The organism is Thermosynechococcus sp. (genome assembly GCF_046299655.1).
In the GTDB taxonomy this organism is placed as follows: Bacteria; Cyanobacteriota; Cyanobacteriia; order Thermosynechococcales; family Thermosynechococcaceae; genus Thermosynechococcus.
The window spans coordinates 25,571-49,523 of sequence record NZ_JBKBHZ010000012.1 but is presented as its reverse complement, the minus strand read 5'-3'; the positions used below and the strand labels follow the sequence as shown (position 1 = coordinate 49,523).

Genomic DNA, 23,953 nt, shown 5'->3' with positions numbered 1-23,953 from the left:
ATCGTAGATTGTTAACAGCATAGTGAGCTGGCGGCGTTTTAGGGTTTGGTTTAGTCTGTTTCTACTCGCGGTAGGCCTTAGTGGTCTCACCGCTGCTTGTCAATTGCAGGCCACACTGCCCGATGGCCGCCCTGCTCAAGTAAATCTCACCCTTTCTTCGTTTGCAGTCACCAAAAAAGCACACGAGGCCATTATGCCCCTGTTTGCCGCCCAATGGGAGCACGACCATCAGCAAAAAGTGCGCTTTCGGACAAGTTATGGGCCATCTGGCAGTCAGTCACGGGCAGTGATTGATGGTCTAGAGGCGGATATTGTTCACTTTTCCTTGGGTTTGGATGTGGATCGCATTGCCAAGGCAGGGTTAATTCGTCCTGACTGGGCAAACCAAGCCCCCCACAACAGCATTGTCACCACTTCTGTCTGCGCCCTGATCACACGGCAGGGCAACCCCAAAAATCTGCAAACATGGCAGGATTTGACGCGGCAGGGAGTGACATTCGTCACGGCGAATCCCAAAACCTCTGGTGCGGCTCGCTGGAACTTCCTTGCCCTGTGGGGATCTGTCACCCAAACGGGGGGAACGCCTGAACAAGCAAAGCAGTTTGTTACCGAAGCCTTGCGCCATGTGGTGGCTCTACCCCGCGATGGCCGCGAAGCAACTGATGCCTTTTTGAAGCAGGGTCAAGGGGATGCTCTAATCAACTACGAAAACGAAGTCATCCTAGCACACCAAAAGGGGCAGTCCTTTTCCTACACCATTCCGCCTGTGAATATCCTGATTGAAAACCCGATCGCCCTTGTGGACAAGTATGTTGATAAACATGGCACGCGGGAGGTGGCCCAAGCCTACATTGATTTTCTCTACACGCCGCAAGCTCAGGAAATCTTTGCCCAGTATGGTTTTCGCCCCGTCGATCCTGCCGTCCTTGCCGCCCATCAGCAGGAGTTTCCGCCGGTGCCCACCCTCTTTACTGTGGCGGATTTAGGGGGCTGGGAGAAGGTGCAAGCGCAATTTTTTGCCAACGGTGCCCTGTTTGATCAAATTCAACAGGAGAATCGAGCCTCATGATCACCACAAACCCCATCCCTGCGGCCTGCTCTTCTAAAAAACAGCGCTGGCAGTTCCCTTGGGTCTGGAGAATCACGGTCTTTTACCTACTGGTGATGCTGGCTGTGCCCATTGCCGCCCTCTTGAGCCGTGCCAGTAGTGCCGGACCACTGCATTTTTGGCAGGTGGCCACGCAGGCGATCGCCCTTTCGGCCTACGAAGTCACCTTTATCACTGCCCTGATCACGGCGGTCATCAATGGCGTCTTTGGTACCCTGATTGCTTGGGTACTGGTGCGCTACTCCTTTCCGGGAAAGCGCTTCTTTGATGCCGTCGTGGATCTACCTTTTGCATTGCCAACGGCGGTGGCTGGTCTCACCCTAGCCACGGTTTATAGCGAAAATGGCTGGATTGGGAGTTTATTCGCTCCCTTCGGCATCAAAATCGCCTTTAGCCGCTGGGGGGTAGCAGTGGCGATGCTCTTTATTTCGCTGCCCTTCGTCATTCGTACGGTTCAGCCGGTCCTCACGGAGATGGAAAAGGATGTGGAGGAGGCTGCATGGTCGCTCGGTGCTACCCATGCTCAGACCTTCTGGCGAGTGATTTTGCCGCCTTTAATGCCCGCCATTCTGACGGGGGTGGCTCTAGGCTTTTCACGCGCCGTCGGGGAATTTGGTTCGGTTGTGATTATTTCCTCCAACACCCCCTTTCGCGACTTGATTGCCTCGGTGCTGGTGTTTCAGAGCTTGGAGCAGTACGACTATGAGGCAGCCACCATTATTGGTACGGTAATGCTCTTGGTGTCCTTGGCGATTTTATTTTTGATTAACCTGCTGCAAGCATGGGGACGGCGCTATGCGGAGCGTTAAACCCTCCCCCACCCAAGAAAAGCCGTGGCTGCACGCCCTTTTGATTGTCATTGCTATCGGCTACTTAGCCTTGGTGCTCCTGATTCCAGCGGCCAATGTCCTTTTCCAAGCCTTTCACAGGGGAGTCCTGCCCTTTCTGGAAAATTTGCTGGAGCCAGATTTTCTGCATGCGGTGTGGCTGACGTTTGCCCTTGCCTTGGTAGTGGTGCCCTTAAACACGGTCTTTGGCCTCTGTGCCGCGTGGGCGATCGCCCGCCATCGCTTTCCGGGCCGCACCCTGTTGCTCAGCATGATTGACTTACCCTTTTCCATCTCCCCCGTTGTTGCCGGACTGATGCTCGTACTGGTCTATGGCCGCAATGGCTGGTTTGGCGGCTGGCTGCAAGCCTTGGATATTCGTGTTATTTTCTCTTTTCCGGGGATGGTGCTGGCAACGGCCTTTGTGAGTTTGCCCTTTGTGGCGCGGGAGGTCATTCCTGTCCTAGAAGAAATTGGCACCGAGCAGGAGGAAGCCGCAAAAACCCTAGGCGCCAATGAGTGGCAAACCTTTTGGCGAGTCACCCTGCCCAATATCCGCTGGGGGCTGCTCTATGGCGTTGTGTTGACCAATGCGCGGGTAATGGGGGAATTTGGTGCGGTGGCAGTGGTTTCTGGCAATGTGGCGGGTTTGACGCAAACCCTGCCCCTCTTTGTGGAAGAGGCCTACAAAAACTACAACACAGAGTCGGCCTACGCCGCAGCCGTGATCCTTGGTCTCTTAGCCTTGGTGACGCTGGTGGTGAAGGAAATTTTAGAGCGCAAAACCGGCATCAAGCCCAATGCTTAGGACTTACCCAAGACGCGCAAAATCGAGGGCACAGCTTCAATATCGGCCATCTGGGCAATCTCGGCCATGGCTTGACGAAACTCCCCTTCGCGCACATGGTGAGTGACAATCACAATTTCTGCCAGTTCATTATGGCTGCCAATTTGCACAAGGGACTCCAAACTGACATTGTGATTGCCAAAACAGGTGCCCAGTTTCCCCAAAACCCCTGGATGATCTTGGGCATGGACACGGGCATAGAAGCGACTATCCACCTCCGCCATCGGCAGCAGCGGTATAGCTTGATCGTGCTGACAGGTTAGTAAGGGATGACGGGCAGGGCCTTGGGGCAAAAGGGCGGCAATGTTAATCAAATCGGCCACGACAGCACTGGCGGTTGCTCCAGCCCCCGCACCGGGACCATAGAACATCACCTGTCCTAGTGGCTCTGCTTCGATAAGGATGGCATTGAAGACGTCATTCACCCCTGCTAGGGGATGCTCAAGGGGAACGAGGGTGGGATGCACACGCACCTCTAGGGGCTGGGTACCTAAGCGGCGAGCGATCGCCAGCAGTTTAATGCGAAAGCCGAGCTTTTCAGCGTAGGCAATATCCACGGCGGTAATGCCACGAATGCCTTCGCAATACACTTCCTCACGGCGAATCCGTCCGCCAAAGGCAAGGCTAGCAAGAATGGCAATTTTATCTGCGGCATCCCACCCCTCAATGTCGGCGCTGGGATCGGCCTCCGCATACCCGAGGCGCTGGGCATCAGCAAGGATGGGGGCAAAATCTCCCTGCTCCTGCTGCATACGCGTCAAAATGTAGTTGGTGGTGCCATTGAGAATGCCCGTGACGCTGTGGATGCGATTGGCACCAAGACTCTGTTTCAGGGCTTGGATGACCGGAATCCCCCCCGCCACCGCCGCCTCTAACATCACATAGACCCCTTGGGCCTTGGCGGCATCAAAAATCTCATCGCCATGACGGGCAATCACGGCCTTGTTGGCGGTGACAATGTGCTTGCCGTGGGCAATGGCCTTGAGAATGAGGGATCGCGCCGGTTCAATGCCGCCGAGGACTTCCACCACAATGTCAATGGCCGGGTTGGTGACAATGCTCTCTAAATCCGTTGTCAACAGTTGTGGATCAAGGGCAACGGTACGGGGTTTATGGATATCCCGTACCCCCACTTGGGCGATCGCCAGTTCCTTAAGCAGGGGATGGCGTCCCGCTGCATCCGCCAAAATTTGCGCCACCCCGCCACCAACAGTGCCCAACCCCAGTAAACCAATGTGATACATCAGACCCGTCCTATTGCACTGTTCCTATTATCAGTCGCGCTCGTCCTAGTCACACACATGGCGAACGTAGGGTTCCTCCTCCGCCAAAAAGGGTTCAAAACTGGCCATTTGGGCAGCAATCAGATCGGGGGTTGCCTCGGCAATATCCCCTTGGCGATCGCTCAAGCGACGGCGCAATTCCTCCGGGGGTGCACTACAGAAATGAATCTCTAGGGGTACGTGCAATTTCTCTGCGAGGGCAATCACTGGTTGCCGCAGTGCCACGCGATCGTACTTTGCATCCAAAATCACCGTTTGTCCCTGACGCAGTAACAATTCCGCATAGGCCAAGAGTTGATTGTAGGTTTTTTGGGTCATCGCTTCGGAATAGAGATCCACCTCTGGAAAGTCACTGCTGTGGCGATCAAGGGGTAAGCCTGCCAAGTGTTTGCGCACCGCATCGGAGCGGATTTGAATCGCCTGCTCCGCTTGAGCAAGACCCCGCCCGCGGGTACTTTTGCCCGCTCCGGAGAGGCCACACATCACATAGAGCTTGGCTTGGCGCGGTTGGGTGTAGCGGTAGGCGGCCTCATAGTAGGCGGCAGCAGTGGCTTGAATCTGTGCTTTTTCAGCATCACTAATGGCGGGATCATTGAGCGCCAAGGAGTTCACATTACCGCGAATATAGGCCCTCACACACAGGTACAGCGGCAAGAGCACTGCCCCTTCATAGTCCCCACTCCATTCCAAGTAGGTGTTGAGGAAAAGATTGGCCAAGTCGCTGCCCCCACGAAATTCCAGATCCATGAGCAAAAAGGCAGCGTCATAGATGCCATCAATATTGCGAAATTCCTCGTTGAACTCAATACAGTCAAAAATTTGCACCCTGCCGTTGTAGAGACAGATATTATTTAGGTGCAGATCCCCATGGCACTCGCGAATTTTACCCCCTGCTTGTCGCTGCACAAACCACTCCTGATGTCGCGTCAAAAAGTCATCGGTAAAGGCCTGAATTGCCGCATACCGTTCTGGGGACTGACAGCGACCGACAAATTGAGCCGCCAAGGCATGGCAATTGTTAATTACTTGGGCGATCGCTCGCGGGGAGCCAAATTCACTAATGTGGGGACTGGTGGCAGCGGTGCGGTGAAAGTGAGCTAGTTCTTTGCCGAGGGATTCAATCAGGTGGGGGGTGACTTGGTTGGCTGCAAAGAGATGAGAAAACAGTTGCGATTGATCAAATTGCCGCATTTGTACGGCATAGTCAACCACCTCAGACCCCGCAGGCAGGTCTTGGGAATCCACCACGCAATAGCGATCGCCCAATGCCACAATGGGCACCACAGCCAAGTACAGATCGGGTGCCAAGCGCCGATTCAGCCGTAACTCTTCCTGACAATAAAATAGCCGCTTTTCTAGGGTTGTAAAGTTCAAAAAGCCAAAGTCCGCCGGCTTTTTCACCTTGTAGGCATAGTCCCCCGTGAGAAACACATAGGAAATATGGGTTTGCAGCAATTGAATTGGGGTGATGACTGCATGGGGGTAGGCAGCGGGGGTTAATAGAGCTTCGACAAAGGCAGGCAAAGACATGCGTATTGTGGCTAACATCGCGCCCCAATCATATCACTAGACTCTATGCCTGTGGCTAAATTGACGTTTTGAGCATTCCTTTAGAGGATGGGGATACAACCCTTGTGCATCTGGCTATGGTGCGTCGTCCCGTTACATTACCGCAACTACAACAGAAAAAACAGCAGGGAGAGCCGATTACCATGCTCACGGCTTGGGACTACCTGTGGGCACGGCTATTGGATGCAGCGGGCGTGGATGTGATCCTTGTGGGGGATTCCCTTGGCATGGTTGCCCTTGGTTATCAAACCACGTTGCCGGTGACCCTCGAGCAGATGATTCACCATGCCCAAGCTGTACGGCGGGGCGTCACCCATAGTTTCCTTGTGTGTGATTTGCCCTTTTTGAGCTACCAAGAAAGCCCAGAGCAGGCGCTGCGATCAGCAGGGCGTTTGGTTAAAGAAGCAGAGGTGCAGGCGGTGAAAATGGAAGGGGCTTCGCCTGTGGTTCAGGCAGCCACACGACGCTTGGTTGAGGCGGGCATTCCTGTTTTGGGGCATGTGGGTTTGCTGCCGCAGCGGGTACATCAATTGGGGGGATGGCATCAACAGGGCAAGACCCCCCAGGCTGCAGAAGCTATTGTTGCAGATGCCCTTGCCCTTGCCGAGGCAGGCGCCTTTGGCATTATTTTGGAGCATATTCCTGCGGACTTGGCCCAGCAGATTACCGCCAAACTAGACATTCCCACGATTGGCATTGGGGCAGGCCCCCACTGCGATGGTCAGGTGCTGGTGACAGCCGATATTTTGGGCTTGAGTCCACAGGTGCCCCCCTTCGCCAAGGTGTATGCTGACTTGGGAACGCAGGCGATCGCGGCCCTCGAAAACTACTGTCAAGCTGTTAAATCACGACAATTCCCCTAACTTAAACTGGCCAATGGCTACGGGGGTTAAAGGTGCGCAGCGATCGCAATTTTGCGTAGAGTTCTTGTTCTTGAGCACTCAGGAATTTGGGGGGCACAATTTGCACTTTGGCAAGAAGATCGCCCCTGCTCCCTAGCCGATTCGGCCACCCTTTGCCCCGCAGCCGCAGAGATTGCCCAGAGCGCGTCCCCGCCGGTACATTCACAACCACGTTCCCGGATGGGGTTGGCACCGTCACTTGCGCACCCAACGCAGCTTCATCCGGCGTGATCGGCAAATCAATCACCAGTTGATCCTCTTCAAAGTGGAAGATGGGATGGGGTGCCACTTGGACAGTGAGATACAGATCCCCTCGCTGTTGGGTGTAGGGGTTATATTGACCTTTACCGCGCAGGCGCAACTTCGTGCCGCTTCTTACCCCTGCGGGAATCCTCACCGTCACCTGTTCATTGCCAATGGCGAATGATTTTTGGCAGCCTTGAAAGGCCTCTTGGAAGCTAATTTGCACTTCCGTCTCAACGTCGGTGGCACCAAACCCAGCCGTATCAAAGCCAACGCTGCTCCAACTGCGGGTGCGCCCTGTGGTTGTGCCCGTGGCAAAGCGTCCCAGCAACTCATTGATAAAATCTTCAAAGTTGGCAAACTGACTAAAATCAGCGCCAAAGTCGCCCACATTGACATTAAAGCCACCGGCACCCGCCGCACTGGCCTGTTGCCAGTACTGACCAAATTGATCGTATTTGCGCCGCTTTTCTGGATCTGAGAGCACTTCGTGGGCTTCGTTAATTTCCTTGAAACGAGCTTCTGCGTCTTTGTCCCCCGGATTTAAGTCGGGGTGATACTTGCGAGCAAGACGGCGAAAGGCTTGCCGAATTTCGGCATCTGTGGCATTTTTGCTGACCCCGAGGATTTGGTAGTAGTCTTTGAAGTCGGTACGCGCCATAGCAACATTCGCCTCTAAGTAATCATAAAGATGCAGATGAGTGGCAGGGCTGGCAGCAAATGAGGGCAAAAAGCTCAGTGCTATTATAGTTGAATCCCCTTATACCGTCTTGGCATGGCGACGTTTCTTCGTCCAGAACTGAGCAACCTCCGCGCCTACTCTACCCTCACGAGCGACTCTCTACCGCCAGAAGTGGACTCCCTCGATACCAATGAGTTTCCTTGGGATTTGCCCATTGCTCTCAAGGAAAGGCTAGCCCAGCAGTACATCAGTACCCTAGCCAGTCATCGCTATCCCGACAGTCACCATTGGCCGCTGCGGCAGGCGATCGCTCGCTATGTCAGTGAACACAGCCCAACCGCAATCTCCCCACACCAAATTGCGGTTGGCAACGGCTCCGATGAACTCATTCGCTCGATTTTACTGGCCACTGCAATCGGGGGCTATGGTTCTATCCTAGTGGCAGAACCGACCTTTTCCATATACGGGATCCTCGCCCAAACCCTAGGGATTCCCGTCCAGCGATCGCCCCGCGATCCTGACACCTTTGCCGTGCAAATTGCCGAGGCGGACGCGCTCATTGCCCAAGGGGATCCCCCTGTGCGTGCTCTGTTTATGCTGCAACCCAACTCCCCGACGGGAAACCCCCTCACCACAGCAGAGGTGGACTGGCTACGGCAGCTTCCTGAGGACATTTTAGTGGTGATTGATGAGGCCTATTTTGAGTTTTCGGGCAAGACACTGGTGGGGGAATTGGCAGCCCATCCCAACTGGTTAATTCTGCGCACCTTTTCCAAGGCCTTTCGCCTTGCCGCCCATCGCGTGGGCTACGCCATTGCTCATCCAGAGGTCATAGCAGTCCTAGAAAAAGTCCGTCTGCCCTATAACCTACCCACCTTTTCCCAAGTGGCGGCGCAAGTTGCCCTTGAGCATCGTCAGGAACTGCTAGCCGAGGTTCCCACAGTGCTGGCGGAGCGGCAGCGCCTCTATGAACGGCTTCAGGCGTGCCCCCAACTGCGGCTATGGCCCAGTGTGGCCAATTTTCTCTTTTTCCGTTTGCAAGAACCGCAACACACCCAGCCCCTGTGTGATGCCTTAAGGCGTGAGGGTACCCTTGTGCGAGCGATCGCCGGCGGCATTCGCGTCACCATCGGCACACCCGCAGAAAATGACCGCTTTTGGCAGCGTTTGGAGCAGGCTTTGCTGACAATCCTCTAGTGGCATATCTCTCCATTGGGTAAGACTGTGCTGCGCAGAGTGGCTTTTGCCAATGACGTACGCACAAGAGTAGCTCCGCGCAAGTTTGCCCAGCTGAGGTTGGCTTGGTTGAGCTGGACGGCAGTGAGTTCCGCGTTCACTAACTGTGCTTCAATTAGCTTTGCCCTTGTTAAGTTAACGTCAATCAGCCGCGCATCACTAAGGTCAGCTTTGCTGAGGTCAATACCACTGAGATCGGCATTCTCTAGGGTAATGCCTCTGAGATTCCACTTTTGAAAGCAGCGCTCCCCTTGAGCATACAATTCTAAAAGTCGCTGCAACTTTCTTTGATTAATGAACGCTGGGGCATAGCGTTCTAAAAAGCCGTGTTTATCGGGATTTTCGGGGGGGGGTAACATTCAGTCATTTATAATGGGATTGAGTACAATAGATTTTAATAATATTTTTAATATAAATTAGCCGCTATTTAGCCTCTCTCACGACCTTATGGAAATCATACCGCAGGCTTCTTTGGCGCATGGAGTTAATTTCTGGGAGGGTAAGAGAAAATGGCATGCTGCTATAAATTAAGCTATAGATTGAAGCTATAGATGAAAAGCCAAGAGGGAGAGAACGCTGTGGCACTGTTTGATCGCGTCAGCCGTGTGGTTCGCAGTTGGCTCAATGCGCTGGTGGGTGCTGCCGAAGATCCCGAAAAAATCCTCGAGCAGACGATGATTGAAATGCAGGATAATTTAGTGACCCTGCGGCAAGCGGTTGCCCAAGCGATCGCCTCCCAAAAGCGGTTAGAGCAACAGTTCAACCAAAATCAACAGCAGGCGGCAGAGTGGGAGCGCCGCGCCAAAATTGCCCTGCAACATGGGGATGAGCAACTGGCGCTTGAGGCCTTGAGTCGCAAAAAAACTGCACTGAATGCAGCTATGGCCCTCAAAGGGCAACTGGAGCAGTCCGTGACCCAAGTGGAAGCGCTCAAAAAACAAATGCAGCAGCTTGAAAGCAAGATTGCGGAAGCGAGAACCCGTAAAGAAATGCTGGTGGCACGGGCACGGGCAGCCAAGGCCTCAGAGCAACTGCAACAAACCTTTAGCAGCCTCAACACCAATGCCCCAATGGCCGCCTTTGAGCGCATGGAGGAACGGGTTCAAGAACTAGAGGCTCGCTCCCAAGCGGTGGCTGAACTGAATAGCGACACCCTCGAAGCCAAGTTTGCTGCCCTAGAAGCAGGGAGTGTGGACGAGGATTTAGCGCGGCTGAAGGCAGAATTGGCTAATCCGCAACTGTTACCCAGCACTACCCCTGCCTACGACCCAGAGTTGGAAGCGCTGCGGCGGGAACTAGGGAAAAACTAATTTTTCTATGGATTTGTTGCGATCGCTCCCCTTGGGGCTATACCTTGAACAACCTGTTACTTGGCTGCACCGCCTTGATCCACGGGTCAAGCTGGCATGGTTGATGACGTTTCTGTTAGCTCCCATTTTGGCGGATGTCCCTTGGCGGTTGGGGCTAGTGGTCAGTTTAATTCTCCTGACGCTGTTAGGGGGAATCCCCGCGCGGGTGTGGCGACGGCAACTGCTGTGGCTCCTCTTCGTGGGTAGTTTAATTCTAGTCATCACGGCTTTAATGCCCGATGGGATGGCCGTCACCTATCAACCCCGCCGTCCCTTGGCAGCCCCAGTTCCACCGACGAGTTACAGTTATATCCTGTGGCAGTTTCATACCCAAGTGGGTCAGTTTCCCATTCATCTGCAAATCTCCCAGCGATCGCTGGATTTGGGGCTACGACTGAGTACCCTCCTGTTTACACTCCTTTACAGTACGCATCTGTTTTTGCTGACCACTGCCCCTGAGGAAGTCACCGCTGGCTTGGAAAATCTGATGCAGCCCCTAAAACGCTTGAAGCTGCCAGTGGCCGAAATTGCCCTGACCTTGACGCTTTCGCTGCGGTTTATTCCCCTTGTTCTAGAAGAGGTGCAAAACCTGAGCCGCTCCGTGCGGACTCGTGCCATCAATTGGCGGTTGGTGGGTATCAAAGGCAGTATTAAGCTGTGGCTCACCTTGGCGGTACGCTTGGTGGACAACTTGTTGCTGCGGGCAGAACAGGTGGCCTGTGCCATGCAGGTACGGGGTTTTCAAGAACCGGGCACCTACGATAATCCCTGGCACCATCTGCGCTTGCAGCGGCGAGATTGGCTGGCTCTAGGGGGGATGGGACTATTTTGGCTGGTTCGTTTGGGTTGGTTGGGGGTGACACACCATTGATCTTCCCCTGTCAGCCGTGGCTATGGTGCTCTTTGCCGCTGCGGGGTCGCACGGGCCGCGCCGTTTTTCAGCAGCTATTTTTGGCGGAGCCGATTGCCGTTCTCCTCGAAAGCCCAGCCCAAGCCCCCACCCGCCAAGCGCGTTACTCCATTTGTGCGGGTTCCCCGCGGGGCGATCGCCAGTGGGCACTCTCCTTGGGTCAAGTCCTGCCGACCCTACAACAGTTCCCCCGCTGTGAAGCAGTTCCTGAAGCAGTAAGCCATTTGCCCTTTACTGGTGGCTGGTTGGGATGGCTGGGGTATGAGTTGGCGTGGGAAATAGAAGCCCTTCCCCCCTTGAAACCGGATCCGCTGCCTTTTCCTGTGGCCTTTTGGTATGAACCGGCAGCCTTTGCCGTCCTCGATCACCAAGCTGATCTCCTCTATCTGGCAGCTTCGACCTCTAGTCAACTAGTGGCGCTGCAAGAGGCGCTTGAGGAAACACCCCCTGCGGATTCTCTCTGGGTGCCCGATCGCCCCGGCAGCATTGAACTAGCCGCTGGCTGGCACCCCGACACCTATCAAGCAGCGGTTCGCCAAATTCTGCATCATATTCGCGCCGGGGATATTTTTCAGGCTAATCTGTCAGCCCGCTTTTACCATTACGGGCCTGTTGATCCTTGGCAACAATACCTACGGCTTCAGCAAATCAACCCCTCTCCCTTTGCCAGTTTTTGGCAGACCCCTTGGGGCTACATTGTCAGTTGCTCACCGGAACGCTTGGTACAAGTTCAGGGAGATAGGGTGCAAACCCGACCCATTGCCGGTACCCGTCCGCGTGGCCAAACCCCAGCGGGCGATCGCGCCTACGCCGAGGAACTCCTCAGCAATATGAAAGAACAGGCCGAACACATTATGCTTGTGGATTTAGAGCGCAATGACTTGGGGCGGGTGTGCCAGTGGGGCAGTGTGGTGGTGGATGAACTGCTCACACTGGAGTACTACAGCCATGTGATGCACTTGGTGAGCAATGTGCGCGGCAAACTGCAAGCGGGGCTGTCCCCCGCGGATGTGATTCGTGCCCTCTTTCCCGGCGGCACAATTACCGGCTGTCCCAAGGTGCGCTGCATGGAGATTTTGGCTGAGTTGGAACCCTTTCCCCGCAACTTGTTCTACGGTTCCTGTGGCTACTGGGATCAGCGAGGGCATTTGGATTTGAATATCCTCATCCGTACCCTCTTGGTGGCTCGCGATCGCCAGACCACCTGGGGGCAAGTAGGCGCCGGTATTGTGGCCGACAGCGATCCGCAGCGGGAATGGCAAGAATCCCTGAGCAAAGCCCAAGCCCTGCTCCTTGCCCTCGGAGCAGCCACGCCCATCAGCACCTGTTCCTAGACTCCCTCAATGAGAGCGTGCCACTCGATCGCCACAGCAGCGGGAACGGCAATCTCAATCCCCTGCTCCTCTAGGGGCGGACGCAGCACCAAAGATTCACTCTTGGGCAATTGCGAGGCGAGGGGCAACAGGTCAAACTGTCCCACATTGGTAACGGTGTCTGCCTTGGGAAAGTCATCTGGAGCGGTGAGGGTTTGACCGCTCGACGTGATTAACACCAAGGGATTGGGATGGCGAAAGTGGTACTGCTCTGGAAACCCGACCAAGCGCAACTGCAACTGGTCACGACGGGAAAAGAGAATCACCTGCCACGTGAAGCCACGATTATCCTGCAACTGATGCCGCGACTGCACCACGATTTGATTGGGAGCCTCCTCAATCGTGCGAATCATGGCAGGACTACTGGGGGACACCGCCAGCCACAGGGGAATGACAAGCAGAATAATTAGCCAAAAATGCCGCCAACATGCCATCGAAGTTCCCCCTAGGGTGAGGTTTGCAGTGCCTGCTGAATTTGCGGAATGGTGACGGCGTACATTCCCCGCAGATCGCCAACGCGGAAACCATAGGCGCGATCGCCGGGATATTTTTCTTGGATAAAGGCAGGCCGCCGATTTTTAGCCCCATGGCAGGCAAGACAGCTCGCTTGGACATCAATACGACGGAAGTAATGCACCCCTGCATTGTCGGTTTGCCAAAAGGCTTGCAGTTGACGATTGTTCTCAAACCGATTGAGAGCCTGCACTTCCAGCGCTGTGCGGGGGGCGTGGTTGGGGTTGCGGTATTTAAGAGCCACCTGACGCACTGCCCAGCCATTGGCAGCAGCAAGCTCCTTGGCTTTCTTACCGACGGGCGCACAAACGGCCTTAAAGGTGTCAAGGGTCGGTTCGCCGGTACTGCCCTCTAGGGTCGAGGCAAGACCAACCCGCATTTGATCCAGTTGTTCAATGGCAGTTACTGCCTTCCCCAGTTCATCGGGATTAACCCCGGCCAGCGTGGGCAGGGAAGCGTGAAGCCACAGGAAGACCATCAATAGCCCCATGAGAAAGATGCGCACCATAAAAATTGCTCCTTTGTCAGATTTTGTCAATGTTTATCTATCAAACTTTTAAGGTTGGTTGCTGTTCTGGTAACATCGTGGGCTGCAGGGGACGCACAAGGGAAAGGCCAAACAATAACCGCAGTCCCCACCGTTCAAACCAAGGAACACTTAGCCCCCATCTCATTTTCAGCAGGAAGTAGCGCTCAAAGGCAGCCTTGACCCAACTGACCCACAATCCTTGAACAGCGTAGGCTAAGCGGCGATTCTGCCCAAGGGTCTCAGGGATGACAGGTGCGGCAATATAGGCAATCCCCGTGTCGCCAAAGTCAGCAAAACAGAGGGCATCGAGTGTCGGCACCACAGGCTCAGCCGCTAATTCCCCGAGGGCAACGGCAATATTATGGCTAGCAGCGATCGCCATCTCCTCGGTCATTTGACCTGTCTTGGGCAACCCAATGGGGACAGGGGTTACTTCTAAAGGCTGGAGGTGAATACTAATGCCGACCCCATAGATCTCAGGATAGTCGGGATGCTGAAGGGTGGGCAGCAGGGGCAAAAACCCCTTTTCATTACCAAGGCGAGAAGCGCGCACAAACGCCGCTCCGCGAAAGGGCGGCAAAATCATGCTATAGCCAAAGGGAATCCTCTGCCCATCCTGCAACCAAATCTGATTTGGCTCAATGGCGGTGATTGCCGCATTGGTGATAGTTTCAATGCCCCGTTTCTCAATCAAGTCAAGGGTGAGTTTAGCGCTGTTGGCCAAGCCGCCAATCCCTAGATGGCCAATGTAGGGTTCAGGGGTAATGAACGTAATCTTGACGCGATCGCGCAACCCATGACGCCGCAGGGCATACTCTGCCAAAAACAGAAATTCATAGGCTGGCCCAAAGCAACTGGCTCCCGGCGCTGCACCCACTACTAAACCCTTTGGGTCTTTGAGAAATTCTTGCCATGCTCGATGGGCAGCAACTGCGTGAGTGGGGGTACATACCAAATGACTATGGATGCCAAGGCCGGGAATCAGATCGAGAGCCAGTTCTGCCCCTGTGGCAATCACTAAATAGTCGTACTCAAGGGTTTGCTCAGGCAAATAAACTTTCTTGGCCTTAGGATCAACCTGCTGCACTTTGCCTTGTACCCACGTCAACCCATGGCGGCGGCTGACTGTCTCTAGGGGCACTTGCAGGCGTTCGAGGGAATTGTGTCCGAGGGCAACTGCCACCAATCCCGGAATAAATGTAAAGCACTCCACATCGGAGACCAACATCACTTGATGGCGATCGCCCAAACGATGCCGTAATTCATAGGCCGTAGGCAAGCCGCCGATCCCAGCCCCAAGGACAACCACCCGTGCCATAACTATATCCTCTTATATCCTCTGCAAATCTGTTTAATTAACTATATGGTAGTATAAAAATACAATTGGCTATACCCATCTGTGCCACTGAGAGGCCGATTGCCCTTGATTCATCCTGTGGCAGTGTGGCGGCAGCCGTTGGGACTATACTGGAAGCAACGTGAACTGTTGGAAGCCCAGCGGATGAATAGTTGTGTCCTCTTTGCGGAAGTCATTCAAGCCCCAGAGCTGCGCTATACCCAAGACACTCAGATGGCGGTGGCGACGATGGTGGTGCAGTTTGCCAGCCTGCGCAGTGAAGAGCCACCCATGAGTTTGCGAACCGTGGCCTGGGGCAATTTGGGACAAAAAATGCAGGCAGAATGCAAAGTCGGCGATCGCCTGATCCTAGAAGGTCGGTTAAAAATGGACACCATTGACCGCCCTGAGGGCTTCAAAGAAAAACGTGCCGAGCTGGTGGTGAGCCGTTTCTACACCGTTGAGGGCAACATTGTGGATCATCCTGCACAGCCTGCCACAACTCCAATGGCTACCCCTACCGTCACAACATCTGTTACACCTCGGGTCGCACCCCCACCCCCCGAACCTGAGGATATTAACTTGGATGAGGTGCCTTTCTAGGAATTGACGCTGATTCAGCTAGCCTCATCCTTTGGTTGATAACCATCTCCATTCGCAAAGGTGTCCGTCGGGCGGTGTGAATCCGCCTGGCTTAAAGGAACTTGCCCCTAACCCCTACCTAAATTTTGGGGACGTTGTTCTTAATCCAAGTGGCGATCGCCTCAAGGACTGCCTCAACATTCCGGCGCAACCTTTTCATCTCGAAAACGCCAGAATCGAACGCCCAAGGCCTCAAGTCTGTGTTGACGGTAAGGGAAAAATCCTCAAGGCGCAATTGCAGTTTAAGGGTGCAGCCGAAAGGTTTGAATTTGCCATGGACGGAGATTGACTACGTTTGCGTTTGCATCTCCTGTGGGAGTCTCCAAGAGGGTTTGCGGTGCTTTGATCTGCCATGGGATTATTGCTGAATGCAGCTCCAAGCTGCCCCCTTCCCCAGCCACTTCTGTCACTCGCAATTGCCAACCCTGTCCGTCCTCTGCTTGTTTGAGGGCAAGGCATTGAATGCGGCTATCCGGCCAATGGAGAAGCTGCGCGTGAGACGGTAAGGTTCCTGACGAGTTGGCTGGGGCGATCGCCATCCTAAGGGGTTGATTAAACCGAGCCGCCTGTTGGGGGACACCAGCCGCTTGCCACGAGCCACGGTGGGGAAACACACCATAGCTAAAGCGGTGCTGACGGCGATCGCTATTCGCATCGGGCCAGGTGGGCGATCGCAACAGCGTCAACCGCAGTTGATTGGCTTGGGCATCAAGGCCATGTTTACACTCACTAAACAGACTCACCCCATACTCTGGCGTACTCAAATCCACCCACGTCAGAAAGGGCACCTCCCATTTGGCTTGTTCGTGGGCGCTGAGGTGGGGGTTGGGAAGTGTCAGGCGCACTGTAACGCCACCGGGAGTTTCACAGGTGATCTGTGCCGCACTGATTGCTAAAGGAAAAGCCGCCTTGAGGAGAACATGTTCCTCCTGCCAGTCAATCGCCGTATCAATGCGCAGCCACGGGGTGTGATACTGCAACACATACTCCTGCTGAATCTGCGAAGACTGAAAGCGCCACCTGACCCGCAGTCGCTGCTCCAGCTGATGCCACGTCACCCATTCAATGGCCTCTAGGATCGCCCCGGGCAGTCGGTGCTGGCCATAGTTGGGGTCAATGTTCCAAGCATCCCAGTATTGCCCCTGATCCCGGAAAAATTGCAGTTGATTCCCGCGATCGCCCAAGCAAGGCCGATGGTTTAACTTGTCATACAGATTGGTGATTTCCCCCGTGGCTGGATCAATTTCAACGTGCAGATAGTTATTTTCCAAGACATAGCCCAAGGGCGGCGTTGGTAACGTGTCGGGGCGGGATTCTGGACAAAGCCACAGCAGCGTGTAGCCCATTCCCGGCACCTCAGGGGTACAAAACGTCAAACAACCTTGGGGAGCATTCAACTGAGCCGGGAGATCGTAATCTCCCCGTGGACAATACACCCGCCAAGAGGGAACCTCCTCAGGTAGCTGTGCCAAGTTCATGTGCACCACAGCGGCGCGATCGCCCACCCCACCATTGAAAATAACCACTGGGATGGCCCCTGCCACAGGGGGTTCGCCGTAGTGGATTGAGTCACACAGCGCTGTTTGCGCCGCATCCCGTAAGGCTGTTGTTTTTGTCAAGAGTTCTTGCCACGCCGCATTCACCTCGGCATAAACCTCTGGAATCGAAGAGCCGGGCAAAATGTCATGAAACTGGTTAAAAAGGAGTTGCCGCCAACAGACTTTGAGTTCTTCTCTGGGGTAAGCAAAAGAAGTTGTGATTGCCGCGAGGGCACACCAACGCTCCGCCTCTTGCAGTTGCCGTTGGGCGCGATCGTGGGCTGCCTTTTGATCGCCATGACTAGTGTAGCAACCGCGATGGAATTCTAGATACAGTTCCCCTTGCCACTGGTGAGTCGGGGGGGTTTCCTGAGTGAGCTGTTCGAGATACTGCCGCACTGTAGTCCATTGCCACTGCGGACCAATTCCCCCCAAGTGTTGCCAGCGCCGCACCCGCTCCAACATGTCTGCGGTTGGTCCACCGCCATGATCGCCGACACCGGGCAGCCACAGACTGCGCTGCGATCCCGTTTGTTGCCACCACTCTTGGGCATAGGCCGCCATCTTCACGGGATTAATGCCCTCGCCAATGGGCGCTGACATCAAGGCATTGACCTCAGCCCCTGCCACATCCCGCCAGACAAACCAACCGTAGGGAAAGCGGGTAGTGTCATTCCAGCGCAATTTTTGGGTCACAAAGTAGCGAATTCCCCCCTGCGCCAAGAAACCGGGAAGCCGTTCCGGAAAGCCAAAGGTATCGGGCAACCAAGCAATGGGACTAATGTCGCCAAAGACCTGCTGCACGTACTGCTGCCCATAAAGAATCTGTCGGGCAATGGACTCCCCATCAATGAGATTGAGTTCGGGCTCGACCCAAAGGCCCGCCGCCACATCCCACCAACCCGCTGCTACGGCTTCCTGAATTTGCCCAAAGAGTTGGGGGGCATGGGTCTGCAAATAGGCATAGAGAGCCGGACTGGAATGGGTAAAGGTGAGTTCGGGATAGCGTTCCTTAAGCTGCAACACAGAGGCAAAAGTGGACTGTGCCACTTGCCACGTTTCAGTGATCGACCAGAGCCAGGCCAAGTCCAAGTGGGCATGGCCACACAGGTGCAGGGTGAAGTCCCGCAAAGGGGTGGCGATCGCCTGCATTCTGTCATGAATTTCTGCCAGCAATGGATTTAAGATGGCACGCTGCCCTTGACTCTCTAAAACGTCCTTAAGCAGGGGTTCAAGGGGTTCTGGGTTGAGGGTTTCACTAAAAATCTCGAGAATGTCTAACTCAGTAGCCACAAAATCAGGATCAATTCCCGTTGGTGATTCAAACCGCAGGCGGGATCTCACCAAAGCACCGTCATCGTGGCCGGGACTGACAAGATGCAACACCACCTCCCATGTTTGGCCGGGGTTCACCGCCTCCTCTAGGCACAGACTGACGGAATGATCAAATAAATCCCCCTGATGCACCGCTTGACCATTGATATACACCGTTGCCCGCTCCGCCCACCATGTGAGATCCAGACGCAGGGTTAAACCCGCCACACTGTAGCCTTGAACCGTGGCGGGTACCGTGATTCGCTGCCCCAACCAGAGAGAGTGCCAACCCTTGGGCCAGGCCAGATGACCTTTAGCATTCACCGCATAGGGAGCAGTCCCTGCGTCTCTGAGAGAGGGGGAACTGAGGGGAAGCCAGTGGCGATGTATCTCAATGGATGCCAATGAACGTAAATAGTCACGGGTTTTTTTGACTAATTCTGTCAGGAGCATAAAACTTCGTTAACTTTGGCGCGATCGGCCTAGGCCAGTTGCTATCCTATAAAAAGGGGGGCGAATTAATCACTATTTTTATCCCTAACCATCTTTCCCAAAAAGTAGATATTGGCAAATCCCTATAAAGGCAGTGATTGTATGGTAAGCCGATTTGTAAGTTGGCAGTTAGTTTTGACATCTTTTCTCGGTGGCATTGGGATGGCAGGAATGGTAGCCCTTGCCACGATAGCGCAATCTCCCCGCACGCCGCTGCCAGATCAACCGGTGGAAATCCCAGTGGAAACTCCCGAGCAGCGTTCTTCTCTGTGGCAATGGATTGAGCAGAGTCACGCCGCCGCTGTCAGAGCTAAAAAGCCTCTGCGTTTCAGCCAAAAAACAGCGCAATACTTCTCACCGCACAAGCGCTATGTGGCACAGGCCACCCTCTATCTTACCGCTCACCCTGAGGCACATCGGCAGCAACTGTTGAGTGTTCTTGAGATTACAGATCGCCAAACGGGCACTCATCAGCGCTTTGACAGTCTCAAGGAAGTTCCCCGTGAGTTTTTGGCAGACATCCCCTCAAAAGAAGGCTTAATTGCTGCCCTTGTGCCCCTGGGCTGGTCACAGACAGAGGATCGTCTCTTGGTGCGCCAGATTAGTGGCTTGTTTGCAACGGATTTGATTAGCGACAGCGCGTGGATTTGGCAGGCGGGGGTGGGGCATGTGGCCACAGTTTATCCCACAGCGGATGAATACGACTTTGCCACCCTTCTAGGGTGGAGTACGACCCATCCACAACGGGTCCTCTTTCAAACCCAAGTGATGGGGAACCCCAAAGTCACGATCTGGGCAGTGGATACTCAAGGCAGTACCCAATTGGCCCAGGGCGATCGCCCCCGTCTCTACGGCACAATCCTACCCGCCACGGCCAGTGCCCAGCGTTAAGGCGATCCCCTCAAGGGGAGGCCAGCAATTCGCCAAGGTAGCGATCCATCAAGCCAATCATCACCGCAGGACATTCTAACTGCGGCGTGAATCCCACCTCTGGAATGACATCGAAGGCACGAATCGCCTCAGGATTTAACTGCGCTAAGCGTTGACCTACGGCCATGGGAGGGAGTTTGGCCTGCTCTCCCCAAACAATATAGGTCGGCACTGTCAGATGGGGCAAGAAGCGACTGAGGTCGCAGCAGAGATCCCCCCGCACAAAGGCCAACGCAGCAAATTCTGCCCCCGCTGACTGCGCCACGGCGGTATAGGTGGCAACCATTTCCGGGCTGATACGGCTGGATCGGGCAAATTGTTGATTGGCCATAAAGGACTGCACACTTAGGGCATTGGCCACCCCAAGGCGATAAAAGGCGATATCCACGTAGGGCTGGCGGGCAATCTGAGCTAAAGGGGTCTGGCGGTAATCTTGACCAAAATCACTCAACCCTGTAGGACAGGTGAGAATGAGGCCACGGAAGCGTTGGGGATGGGCGATCGCCCCCTGCAGGACAAAAGCTGCTGTCAAGGAGGAAGTGATCACCACTGCTGGTTGCTGTGCCAATTGGTCAAGACACTGGAGCAAGTGGGCGACATACCCCGCCACTGTATAGGATTGGTCACGATGCTCAGAGGCGCCCCACCCCGGCAAATCCAAAGCAAAAAGGGGATACTCAGCGGCAAAGGCTGGATAAACTGCTGACCACTCATAGCGGCTAGAGCCACCGCCAAAGCCATGCCAAAAAAACAGGGGCGGACGGGCAGGGTCAGAATCCCTGAGATCATTCGTAACATAGGCCACCTCACCCATGGCCGTTGTGAGGGTGAGCGATCGCAGGCAATCAAACATCGGGATTTCCTAAAAAGAAGAAACCTGCTATGATAATAAATTGCGCTGAATTAAACGGGTAGCAACAGGCTGCCCCCGCCCTAAGGAGTGCCGCCGTGACCAAGAGTACCGAAGTCGAAAAGCCCACTCGTGGCTTCAATCTAACCGAGTTTTTCCGCGAAACCAAGGAGGAACTCAGTAAAGTGGTGTGGCCTGATCGCCAGCGTCTGATTGGCGAATCTGCGGCAGTGATTCTTATCGTTTCCCTTTCGGCTGCGGTCATCTACCTAGTGGACGAACTCTTTCGTTGGCTGGCCACACTGATTTTCTAGACAGCCAAAGATTTCTACGAGTACGCGCCTATGGTGAGTGAATTTACTGATCATTCCGATCTGAGCGATCCGCTTGACGACACTGTTGAAGTGGTTGAAGGGGATCAGGCCGGCAAGGTCAAACGGTTTTGGTATGCCGTGCAGGTGGCCTCTGGCTGCGAAAAAAAAGTGAAAAGCACCATCGAGCAGCGGCTCCATACGCTGGATGTGGCCGATCGCATCTTTCGCATTGAAATTCCCCAAACCCCCGTCATCAAAATCAAGAAAGATGGCTCGCGGCAAACTGTTGAGGAAAAAGTGTTTCCTGGTTACGTTCTGGTGCAAGTGCGGGCACAGCAGTCCCCCGAAACCGGTGAATGGCAAATTGATGATGAAGCTTGGCAGGTGATTAAAAACACCCCCAATGTGATTAACTTTGTTGGTGCTGAGCAACGCCGCAGTACAGGTCGGGGGCGCGGTCACGTCAAGCCCATGCCCCTGAGTCCGGCGGAAGTAGATCGCATCTTCCGTAAAGTTCAAGAACAGGAACCGGTTCACCGCATTGACCTCAACACTGGTGATAAGATCAAAGTTCTCAATGGTCCGTTTAAGGACTTTGAGGGAGAGGTGATTGAAGTCAGTGCTGAGCGCAGCAAACTGAAAGCATTACTCTCGATTTTTGGCCGCGAAACGCCGGTCGAACTCGAAGTGACTCAAGTGGAAAAAGTAGATTAGGACGCTAACTCACTATGGCGAAAAAGGTTGTCGCAGTTATCAAACTGGCCATTCAAGCGGGTAAAGCCAACCCTGCTCCCCCCATTGGTCCGGCCCTTGGTCAGCACGGTGTGAACATCATGATGTTCTGCAAAGAGTACAATGCTCGCACCGCCGATCAAGCAGGGATGGTGGTGCCCGTTGAAATTTCGGTCTATGAAGATCGCAGTTTCACCTTTGTTCTCAAAACCCCGCCCGCTTCCGTGCTGATTCAAAAGGCAGCGGGCATTGAAAAAGGCTCCGGCGAACCCAACAAGAAAAAAGTGGGCAGCATCACCCGTGCCCAACTGCGGGAAATTGCTGAGAAGAAAATGCCGGATCTCAATGCCAACGACATTGAAGCGGCGATGCGAATTATTGAAGGCACCGCTCGCAATATGGGCGTGACCATTACCGACTAAAGCTTTCTAAGTGTGTTCCTGTTGAGTCCCTTGTTGTGTTGGGGGAGAAACTTCGTTTCGTTAGTACCCCGTGGAGGTAAACTCTCATGCGTAAACTCTCGCGACGACTGCGCGAACTCTATGCCAAGGTGGAGGAGCGTCCCTACGCTCCCCTTGAGGCCTTGCAACTCCTTAAGGAAACGGCCACAGCCAAATTTCCTGAATCGGCGGAAGCCCACATCCGCTTGGGCATTGACCCCAAATATACAGACCAACAATTGCGTACCACCGTGGCACTCCCCAAAGGCACCGGTCAAACCATTCGCGTGGCGGTCATTGCCCGTGGGGAAAAAGTGACCGAAGCCAGTGCCGCCGGCGCCGATGTCGTAGGTTCAGAGGAACTTATTGACGAAATTCAAAAGGGGCGGATGGACTTTGATCTTCTTATTGCCACCCCCGATATGATGCCCCAAGTGGCCAAAGTGGGACGGATTCTGGGGCCGCGGGGGTTAATGCCGTCGCCCAAGGCCGGTACGGTCACCTTTGACTTGCCCCAAGCCATTCAGGAGTTTAAGGCAGGGAAAGTGGAATTCCGTGCCGATCGCTCCGGGATTGTCCATGTGCTCTTTGGCAAAGCCAGCTTCAGCGCCGAAGACCTGCTGGTGAATCTCAAAGCACTGCAGGAGAGCATTGACCGCAACCGCCCAAGTGGTGCGAAAGGTCGCTACTGGCGCAGTGTCTATGTGGCCGCCACCATGGGGCCGAGCATTCAGGTGGACATCAATGCCCTGCGGGAGCTAAAACTGGCCGAAGCCGCCTAAGGAGGACTTGCCTATTGCCCAATACTGGACAACTCAAGACGGAAACCGAAGACCGCAGGGGTCTGGCTTAGACGTAATCTTCCTGCCGAGGTTTGCGAAGTCCATCCGTTGGGATTGGGCGACCGCCCCGGCACCACTGCTGGGGTTTTTCTTTCACTGACTACAGGAGGTGATGCGCGTGGGACGCACGCTAGCAAACAAAAAAGAAATTGTGGCGGAGCTAAAGGCACGCCTGAGCGAGTCACAAATGGCACTGGTGATTGACTACCAGGGTCTCACCGATGCTGAGATGAAAGAGTTACGGCAACGCTTGCGCCAGTGCAATGCCAGTTGCAAGGTCACGAAAAATACGCTGATGGAATTGGCGGTCAAAGACAGTGACACTTGGCAACCCATGACCCAATTCCTCAAAGGCCCCTCGGCCTTTCTCTTGCTCAAGGAGGATATTGGGGGCGCCATCAAGGCCTACCAAGAATTCCAAAAGGCCACCAAAAAAACCACCCTCCGCGGTGGGGTTATGGAGGGACGTGCCCTCGATGAAGCGCAAGTGAAGGCCATTGGTGATCTGCCCTCGAAAGAACAACTCATGGCGCAGATTGCCGGTGCCCTCAATGCCGTCACAGCGAAGATTGCCATTGGCATCAAGGAGGTTCCTGCTTCCTTGGCGCGGGCAATGCAGGCGATCGCCGACAAAGGTGCGGCATAGATCGATCCTGTTCTCGGTTTCCCTTGGGAAGCCACTTTTTCCAACTTTGAAACAATAGGAGTTAACAATGTCTGCTGTAACTGATGAAATTCTCGAAAAATTGAAATCCTTGACCCTCCTGGAAGCCGCTGAGCTGGTCAAGCAAATCGAAGAGGCCTTTGGTGTGAGTGCCGCTGCCCCTGTTGGTGGCATGGTGGTGGCTGCCCCCGTAGGCGGTGGTGCGGCGGCGGCTCCCGCAGAAGAAGTCGAAGAGAAAACCGCCTTCGATGTGATTCTCGAAGAGGTTCCCGCTGACAAGAAGATTGCTGTACTGAAAGTGGTGCGTTCCTTGACTGGCCTCGGTCTCAAGGAAGCCAAGGATGTGGTCGAATCTACCCCCAAACCCGTGAAAGAAGGAGTCACCAAAGAAGACGCCGAAGCCGCCAAGAAGGAACTGGAGGAAGCCGGCGCCAAAGTCAGCATCAAGTAATCTCTGTTATCAATTTGTTGGGAGGGTGGTGTTCTGG

25 protein-coding genes and 1 other annotated feature are annotated in these 23,953 nt (G+C 54.5%); of the genes, 16 read left to right on the top strand and 9 right to left on the bottom strand.

Annotated features, from left to right (window positions below):
* Window positions 1-19: 19 nt before the first annotated feature.
* From ACK4HN_RS08975 to cysW, 3 genes are read left to right on the top strand one after another with little or no spacing between them, the layout of a single operon-like run.
* Entirely contained in the window at window positions 20-1,069 is a 1,050-nt protein-coding gene (locus tag ACK4HN_RS08975; protein ID WP_409869464.1) for a sulfate ABC transporter substrate-binding protein, read from the top strand.
* A complete protein-coding gene (gene cysT, locus ACK4HN_RS08970; RefSeq protein ID WP_409869450.1) occupies window positions 1,066-1,917 on the top strand; it encodes a sulfate ABC transporter permease subunit CysT in 852 nt (283 codons plus the stop codon). The genes ACK4HN_RS08975 and cysT overlap by 4 nt, the downstream gene beginning before the upstream one ends.
* Window positions 1,904-2,743 (top strand): sulfate ABC transporter permease subunit CysW, encoded by an 840-nt coding sequence (gene cysW / locus ACK4HN_RS08965; protein WP_409869449.1) that lies wholly within the window; start codon window positions 1,904-1,906, stop codon window positions 2,741-2,743. The genes cysT and cysW overlap by 14 nt, the downstream gene beginning before the upstream one ends.
* Here cysW and ACK4HN_RS08960 read toward each other — a convergent pair.
* Both ACK4HN_RS08960 and ACK4HN_RS08955 read right to left on the bottom strand, forming a co-directional pair.
* The gene (locus tag ACK4HN_RS08960; protein WP_409869448.1) at window positions 2,740-4,026 is read right to left on the bottom strand and encodes a homoserine dehydrogenase; all 1,287 of its coding nucleotides are present in this window, start codon (window positions 4,024-4,026) and stop codon (window positions 2,740-2,742) included. The genes cysW and ACK4HN_RS08960 overlap by 4 nt on opposite strands.
* 45 nt (window positions 4,027-4,071) lie before the next feature.
* On the bottom strand, window positions 4,072-5,595 hold the full coding sequence (locus ACK4HN_RS08955) for an AAA family ATPase (RefSeq protein WP_409869447.1): 1,524 nt from the start codon (window positions 5,593-5,595) through the stop codon (window positions 4,072-4,074).
* Window positions 5,596-5,711: 116 nt separating this feature from the next.
* Between ACK4HN_RS08955 and panB the strand changes: the two genes are divergently transcribed.
* On the top strand, window positions 5,712-6,497 hold the full coding sequence (gene panB, locus ACK4HN_RS08950; protein WP_409869463.1) for a 3-methyl-2-oxobutanoate hydroxymethyltransferase: 786 nt from the start codon (window positions 5,712-5,714) through the stop codon (window positions 6,495-6,497).
* 1 nt (window position 6,498) lies between these two features.
* Here panB and ACK4HN_RS08945 read toward each other — a convergent pair whose 3' ends face one another.
* On the bottom strand, window positions 6,499-7,440 hold the full coding sequence (locus tag ACK4HN_RS08945) for a DnaJ C-terminal domain-containing protein (protein WP_409869462.1): 942 nt from the start codon (window positions 7,438-7,440) through the stop codon (window positions 6,499-6,501).
* A gap of 114 nt (window positions 7,441-7,554) precedes the next feature.
* On the opposite strand from ACK4HN_RS08945, the gene ACK4HN_RS08940 reads away from it, so the two are divergent.
* Complete coding sequence (locus ACK4HN_RS08940) at window positions 7,555-8,658, top strand: histidinol-phosphate transaminase (protein ID WP_409869446.1); 1,104 nt, start codon at window positions 7,555-7,557, stop codon at window positions 8,656-8,658.
* Here ACK4HN_RS08940 and ACK4HN_RS08935 read toward each other — a convergent pair.
* Window positions 8,655-9,056: a pentapeptide repeat-containing protein gene (locus ACK4HN_RS08935; RefSeq protein WP_409869445.1), complete on the bottom strand. Its 402-nt coding sequence runs from the start codon at window positions 9,054-9,056 to the stop codon at window positions 8,655-8,657. The genes ACK4HN_RS08940 and ACK4HN_RS08935 overlap by 4 nt on opposite strands.
* 219 nt (window positions 9,057-9,275) lie before the next feature.
* Here ACK4HN_RS08935 and ACK4HN_RS08930 point away from each other — a divergent pair, with 219 nt between their 5' ends.
* The 3 genes from ACK4HN_RS08930 to ACK4HN_RS08920 are packed head-to-tail and all read left to right on the top strand — an operon-like array spanning window position 9,276 to window position 12,290.
* Window positions 9,276-10,007 carry a PspA/IM30 family protein gene (locus tag ACK4HN_RS08930; protein ID WP_409869444.1) on the top strand — a complete coding sequence of 244 codons (732 nt, stop codon included), beginning with the start codon at window positions 9,276-9,278 and terminating at the stop codon, window positions 10,005-10,007.
* Between the two features lie 7 nt (window positions 10,008-10,014).
* A complete protein-coding gene (locus ACK4HN_RS08925) occupies window positions 10,015-10,917 on the top strand; it encodes an energy-coupling factor transporter transmembrane component T family protein (protein WP_409869443.1) in 903 nt (300 codons plus the stop codon).
* Window positions 10,875-12,290: an anthranilate synthase component I gene (locus tag ACK4HN_RS08920; protein ID WP_409869442.1), complete on the top strand. Its 1,416-nt coding sequence runs from the start codon at window positions 10,875-10,877 to the stop codon at window positions 12,288-12,290. The genes ACK4HN_RS08925 and ACK4HN_RS08920 overlap by 43 nt, the downstream gene beginning before the upstream one ends.
* On the opposite strand, the gene ACK4HN_RS08915 is transcribed toward ACK4HN_RS08920, so the two are convergent.
* From ACK4HN_RS08915 to ACK4HN_RS08905, 3 genes are read right to left on the bottom strand one after another with little or no spacing between them, the layout of a single operon-like run.
* Complete coding sequence (locus ACK4HN_RS08915) at window positions 12,287-12,763, bottom strand: DUF3122 domain-containing protein (protein ID WP_409877533.1); 477 nt, start codon at window positions 12,761-12,763, stop codon at window positions 12,287-12,289. The two genes, ACK4HN_RS08920 and ACK4HN_RS08915, sit on opposite strands and share 4 nt — an antisense overlap.
* A gap of 11 nt (window positions 12,764-12,774) precedes the next feature.
* On the bottom strand, window positions 12,775-13,350 hold the full coding sequence (locus ACK4HN_RS08910; protein WP_409877532.1) for a DUF3365 domain-containing protein: 576 nt from the start codon (window positions 13,348-13,350) through the stop codon (window positions 12,775-12,777).
* Window positions 13,351-13,390: 40 nt separating this feature from the next.
* The gene (locus ACK4HN_RS08905) at window positions 13,391-14,689 is read right to left on the bottom strand and encodes an NAD(P)/FAD-dependent oxidoreductase (RefSeq protein WP_409877531.1); all 1,299 of its coding nucleotides are present in this window, start codon (window positions 14,687-14,689) and stop codon (window positions 13,391-13,393) included.
* 99 nt (window positions 14,690-14,788) lie between these two features.
* Between ACK4HN_RS08905 and ACK4HN_RS08900 the strand changes: the two genes are divergently transcribed.
* Window positions 14,789-15,310: a single-stranded DNA-binding protein gene (locus ACK4HN_RS08900; RefSeq protein WP_409877530.1), complete on the top strand. Its 522-nt coding sequence runs from the start codon at window positions 14,789-14,791 to the stop codon at window positions 15,308-15,310.
* Window positions 15,311-15,591: 281 nt separating this feature from the next.
* On the opposite strand, the gene ACK4HN_RS08895 is transcribed toward ACK4HN_RS08900, so the two are convergent.
* Entirely contained in the window at window positions 15,592-18,654 is a 3,063-nt protein-coding gene (locus ACK4HN_RS08895; RefSeq protein WP_409877528.1) for an alpha-mannosidase, read from the bottom strand.
* A gap of 174 nt (window positions 18,655-18,828) precedes the next feature.
* Here ACK4HN_RS08895 and ACK4HN_RS08890 point away from each other — a divergent pair, with 174 nt between their 5' ends.
* Window positions 18,829-19,584 (top strand): hypothetical protein, encoded by a 756-nt coding sequence (locus tag ACK4HN_RS08890; RefSeq protein ID WP_409877527.1) that lies wholly within the window; start codon window positions 18,829-18,831, stop codon window positions 19,582-19,584.
* Between the two features lie 10 nt (window positions 19,585-19,594).
* Here ACK4HN_RS08890 and ACK4HN_RS08885 read toward each other — a convergent pair whose 3' ends face one another.
* Entirely contained in the window at window positions 19,595-20,476 is an 882-nt protein-coding gene (locus ACK4HN_RS08885; protein WP_409877526.1) for an alpha/beta fold hydrolase, read from the bottom strand.
* Window positions 20,477-20,571: 95 nt separating this feature from the next.
* Between ACK4HN_RS08885 and secE the strand changes: the two genes are divergently transcribed.
* The 6 genes from secE to rplL all read left to right on the top strand — a co-directional run bounded on the left by secE (window position 20,572) and on the right by rplL (window position 23,916).
* Window positions 20,572-20,787, top strand: a complete 216-nt coding sequence (secE, locus tag ACK4HN_RS08880; protein WP_409853906.1) for a preprotein translocase subunit SecE — start codon at window positions 20,572-20,574, stop codon at window positions 20,785-20,787.
* Window positions 20,788-20,817: 30 nt separating this feature from the next.
* A complete protein-coding gene (nusG, locus tag ACK4HN_RS08875; protein ID WP_409853909.1) occupies window positions 20,818-21,501 on the top strand; it encodes a transcription termination/antitermination protein NusG in 684 nt (227 codons plus the stop codon).
* Window positions 21,502-21,515: 14 nt separating this feature from the next.
* Window positions 21,516-21,941, top strand: a complete 426-nt coding sequence (gene rplK / locus ACK4HN_RS08870) for a 50S ribosomal protein L11 (RefSeq protein ID WP_181496694.1) — start codon at window positions 21,516-21,518, stop codon at window positions 21,939-21,941.
* Between the two features lie 86 nt (window positions 21,942-22,027).
* Window positions 22,028-22,741: a 50S ribosomal protein L1 gene (gene rplA / locus ACK4HN_RS08865; protein ID WP_409869122.1), complete on the top strand. Its 714-nt coding sequence runs from the start codon at window positions 22,028-22,030 to the stop codon at window positions 22,739-22,741.
* A 27-nt stretch (window positions 22,742-22,768) separates the two neighbouring features.
* Window positions 22,769-22,901 (top strand) — a sequence feature (ribosomal protein L10 leader region).
* 18 nt (window positions 22,902-22,919) lie between these two features.
* Window positions 22,920-23,447 carry a 50S ribosomal protein L10 gene (gene rplJ, locus ACK4HN_RS08860; protein ID WP_409869121.1) on the top strand — a complete coding sequence of 176 codons (528 nt, stop codon included), beginning with the start codon at window positions 22,920-22,922 and terminating at the stop codon, window positions 23,445-23,447.
* 67 nt (window positions 23,448-23,514) lie between these two features.
* Window positions 23,515-23,916 (top strand): 50S ribosomal protein L7/L12, encoded by a 402-nt coding sequence (gene rplL / locus ACK4HN_RS08855; RefSeq protein WP_409853915.1) that lies wholly within the window; start codon window positions 23,515-23,517, stop codon window positions 23,914-23,916.
* The last annotated feature ends 37 nt before the right edge of the window (window positions 23,917-23,953 follow it).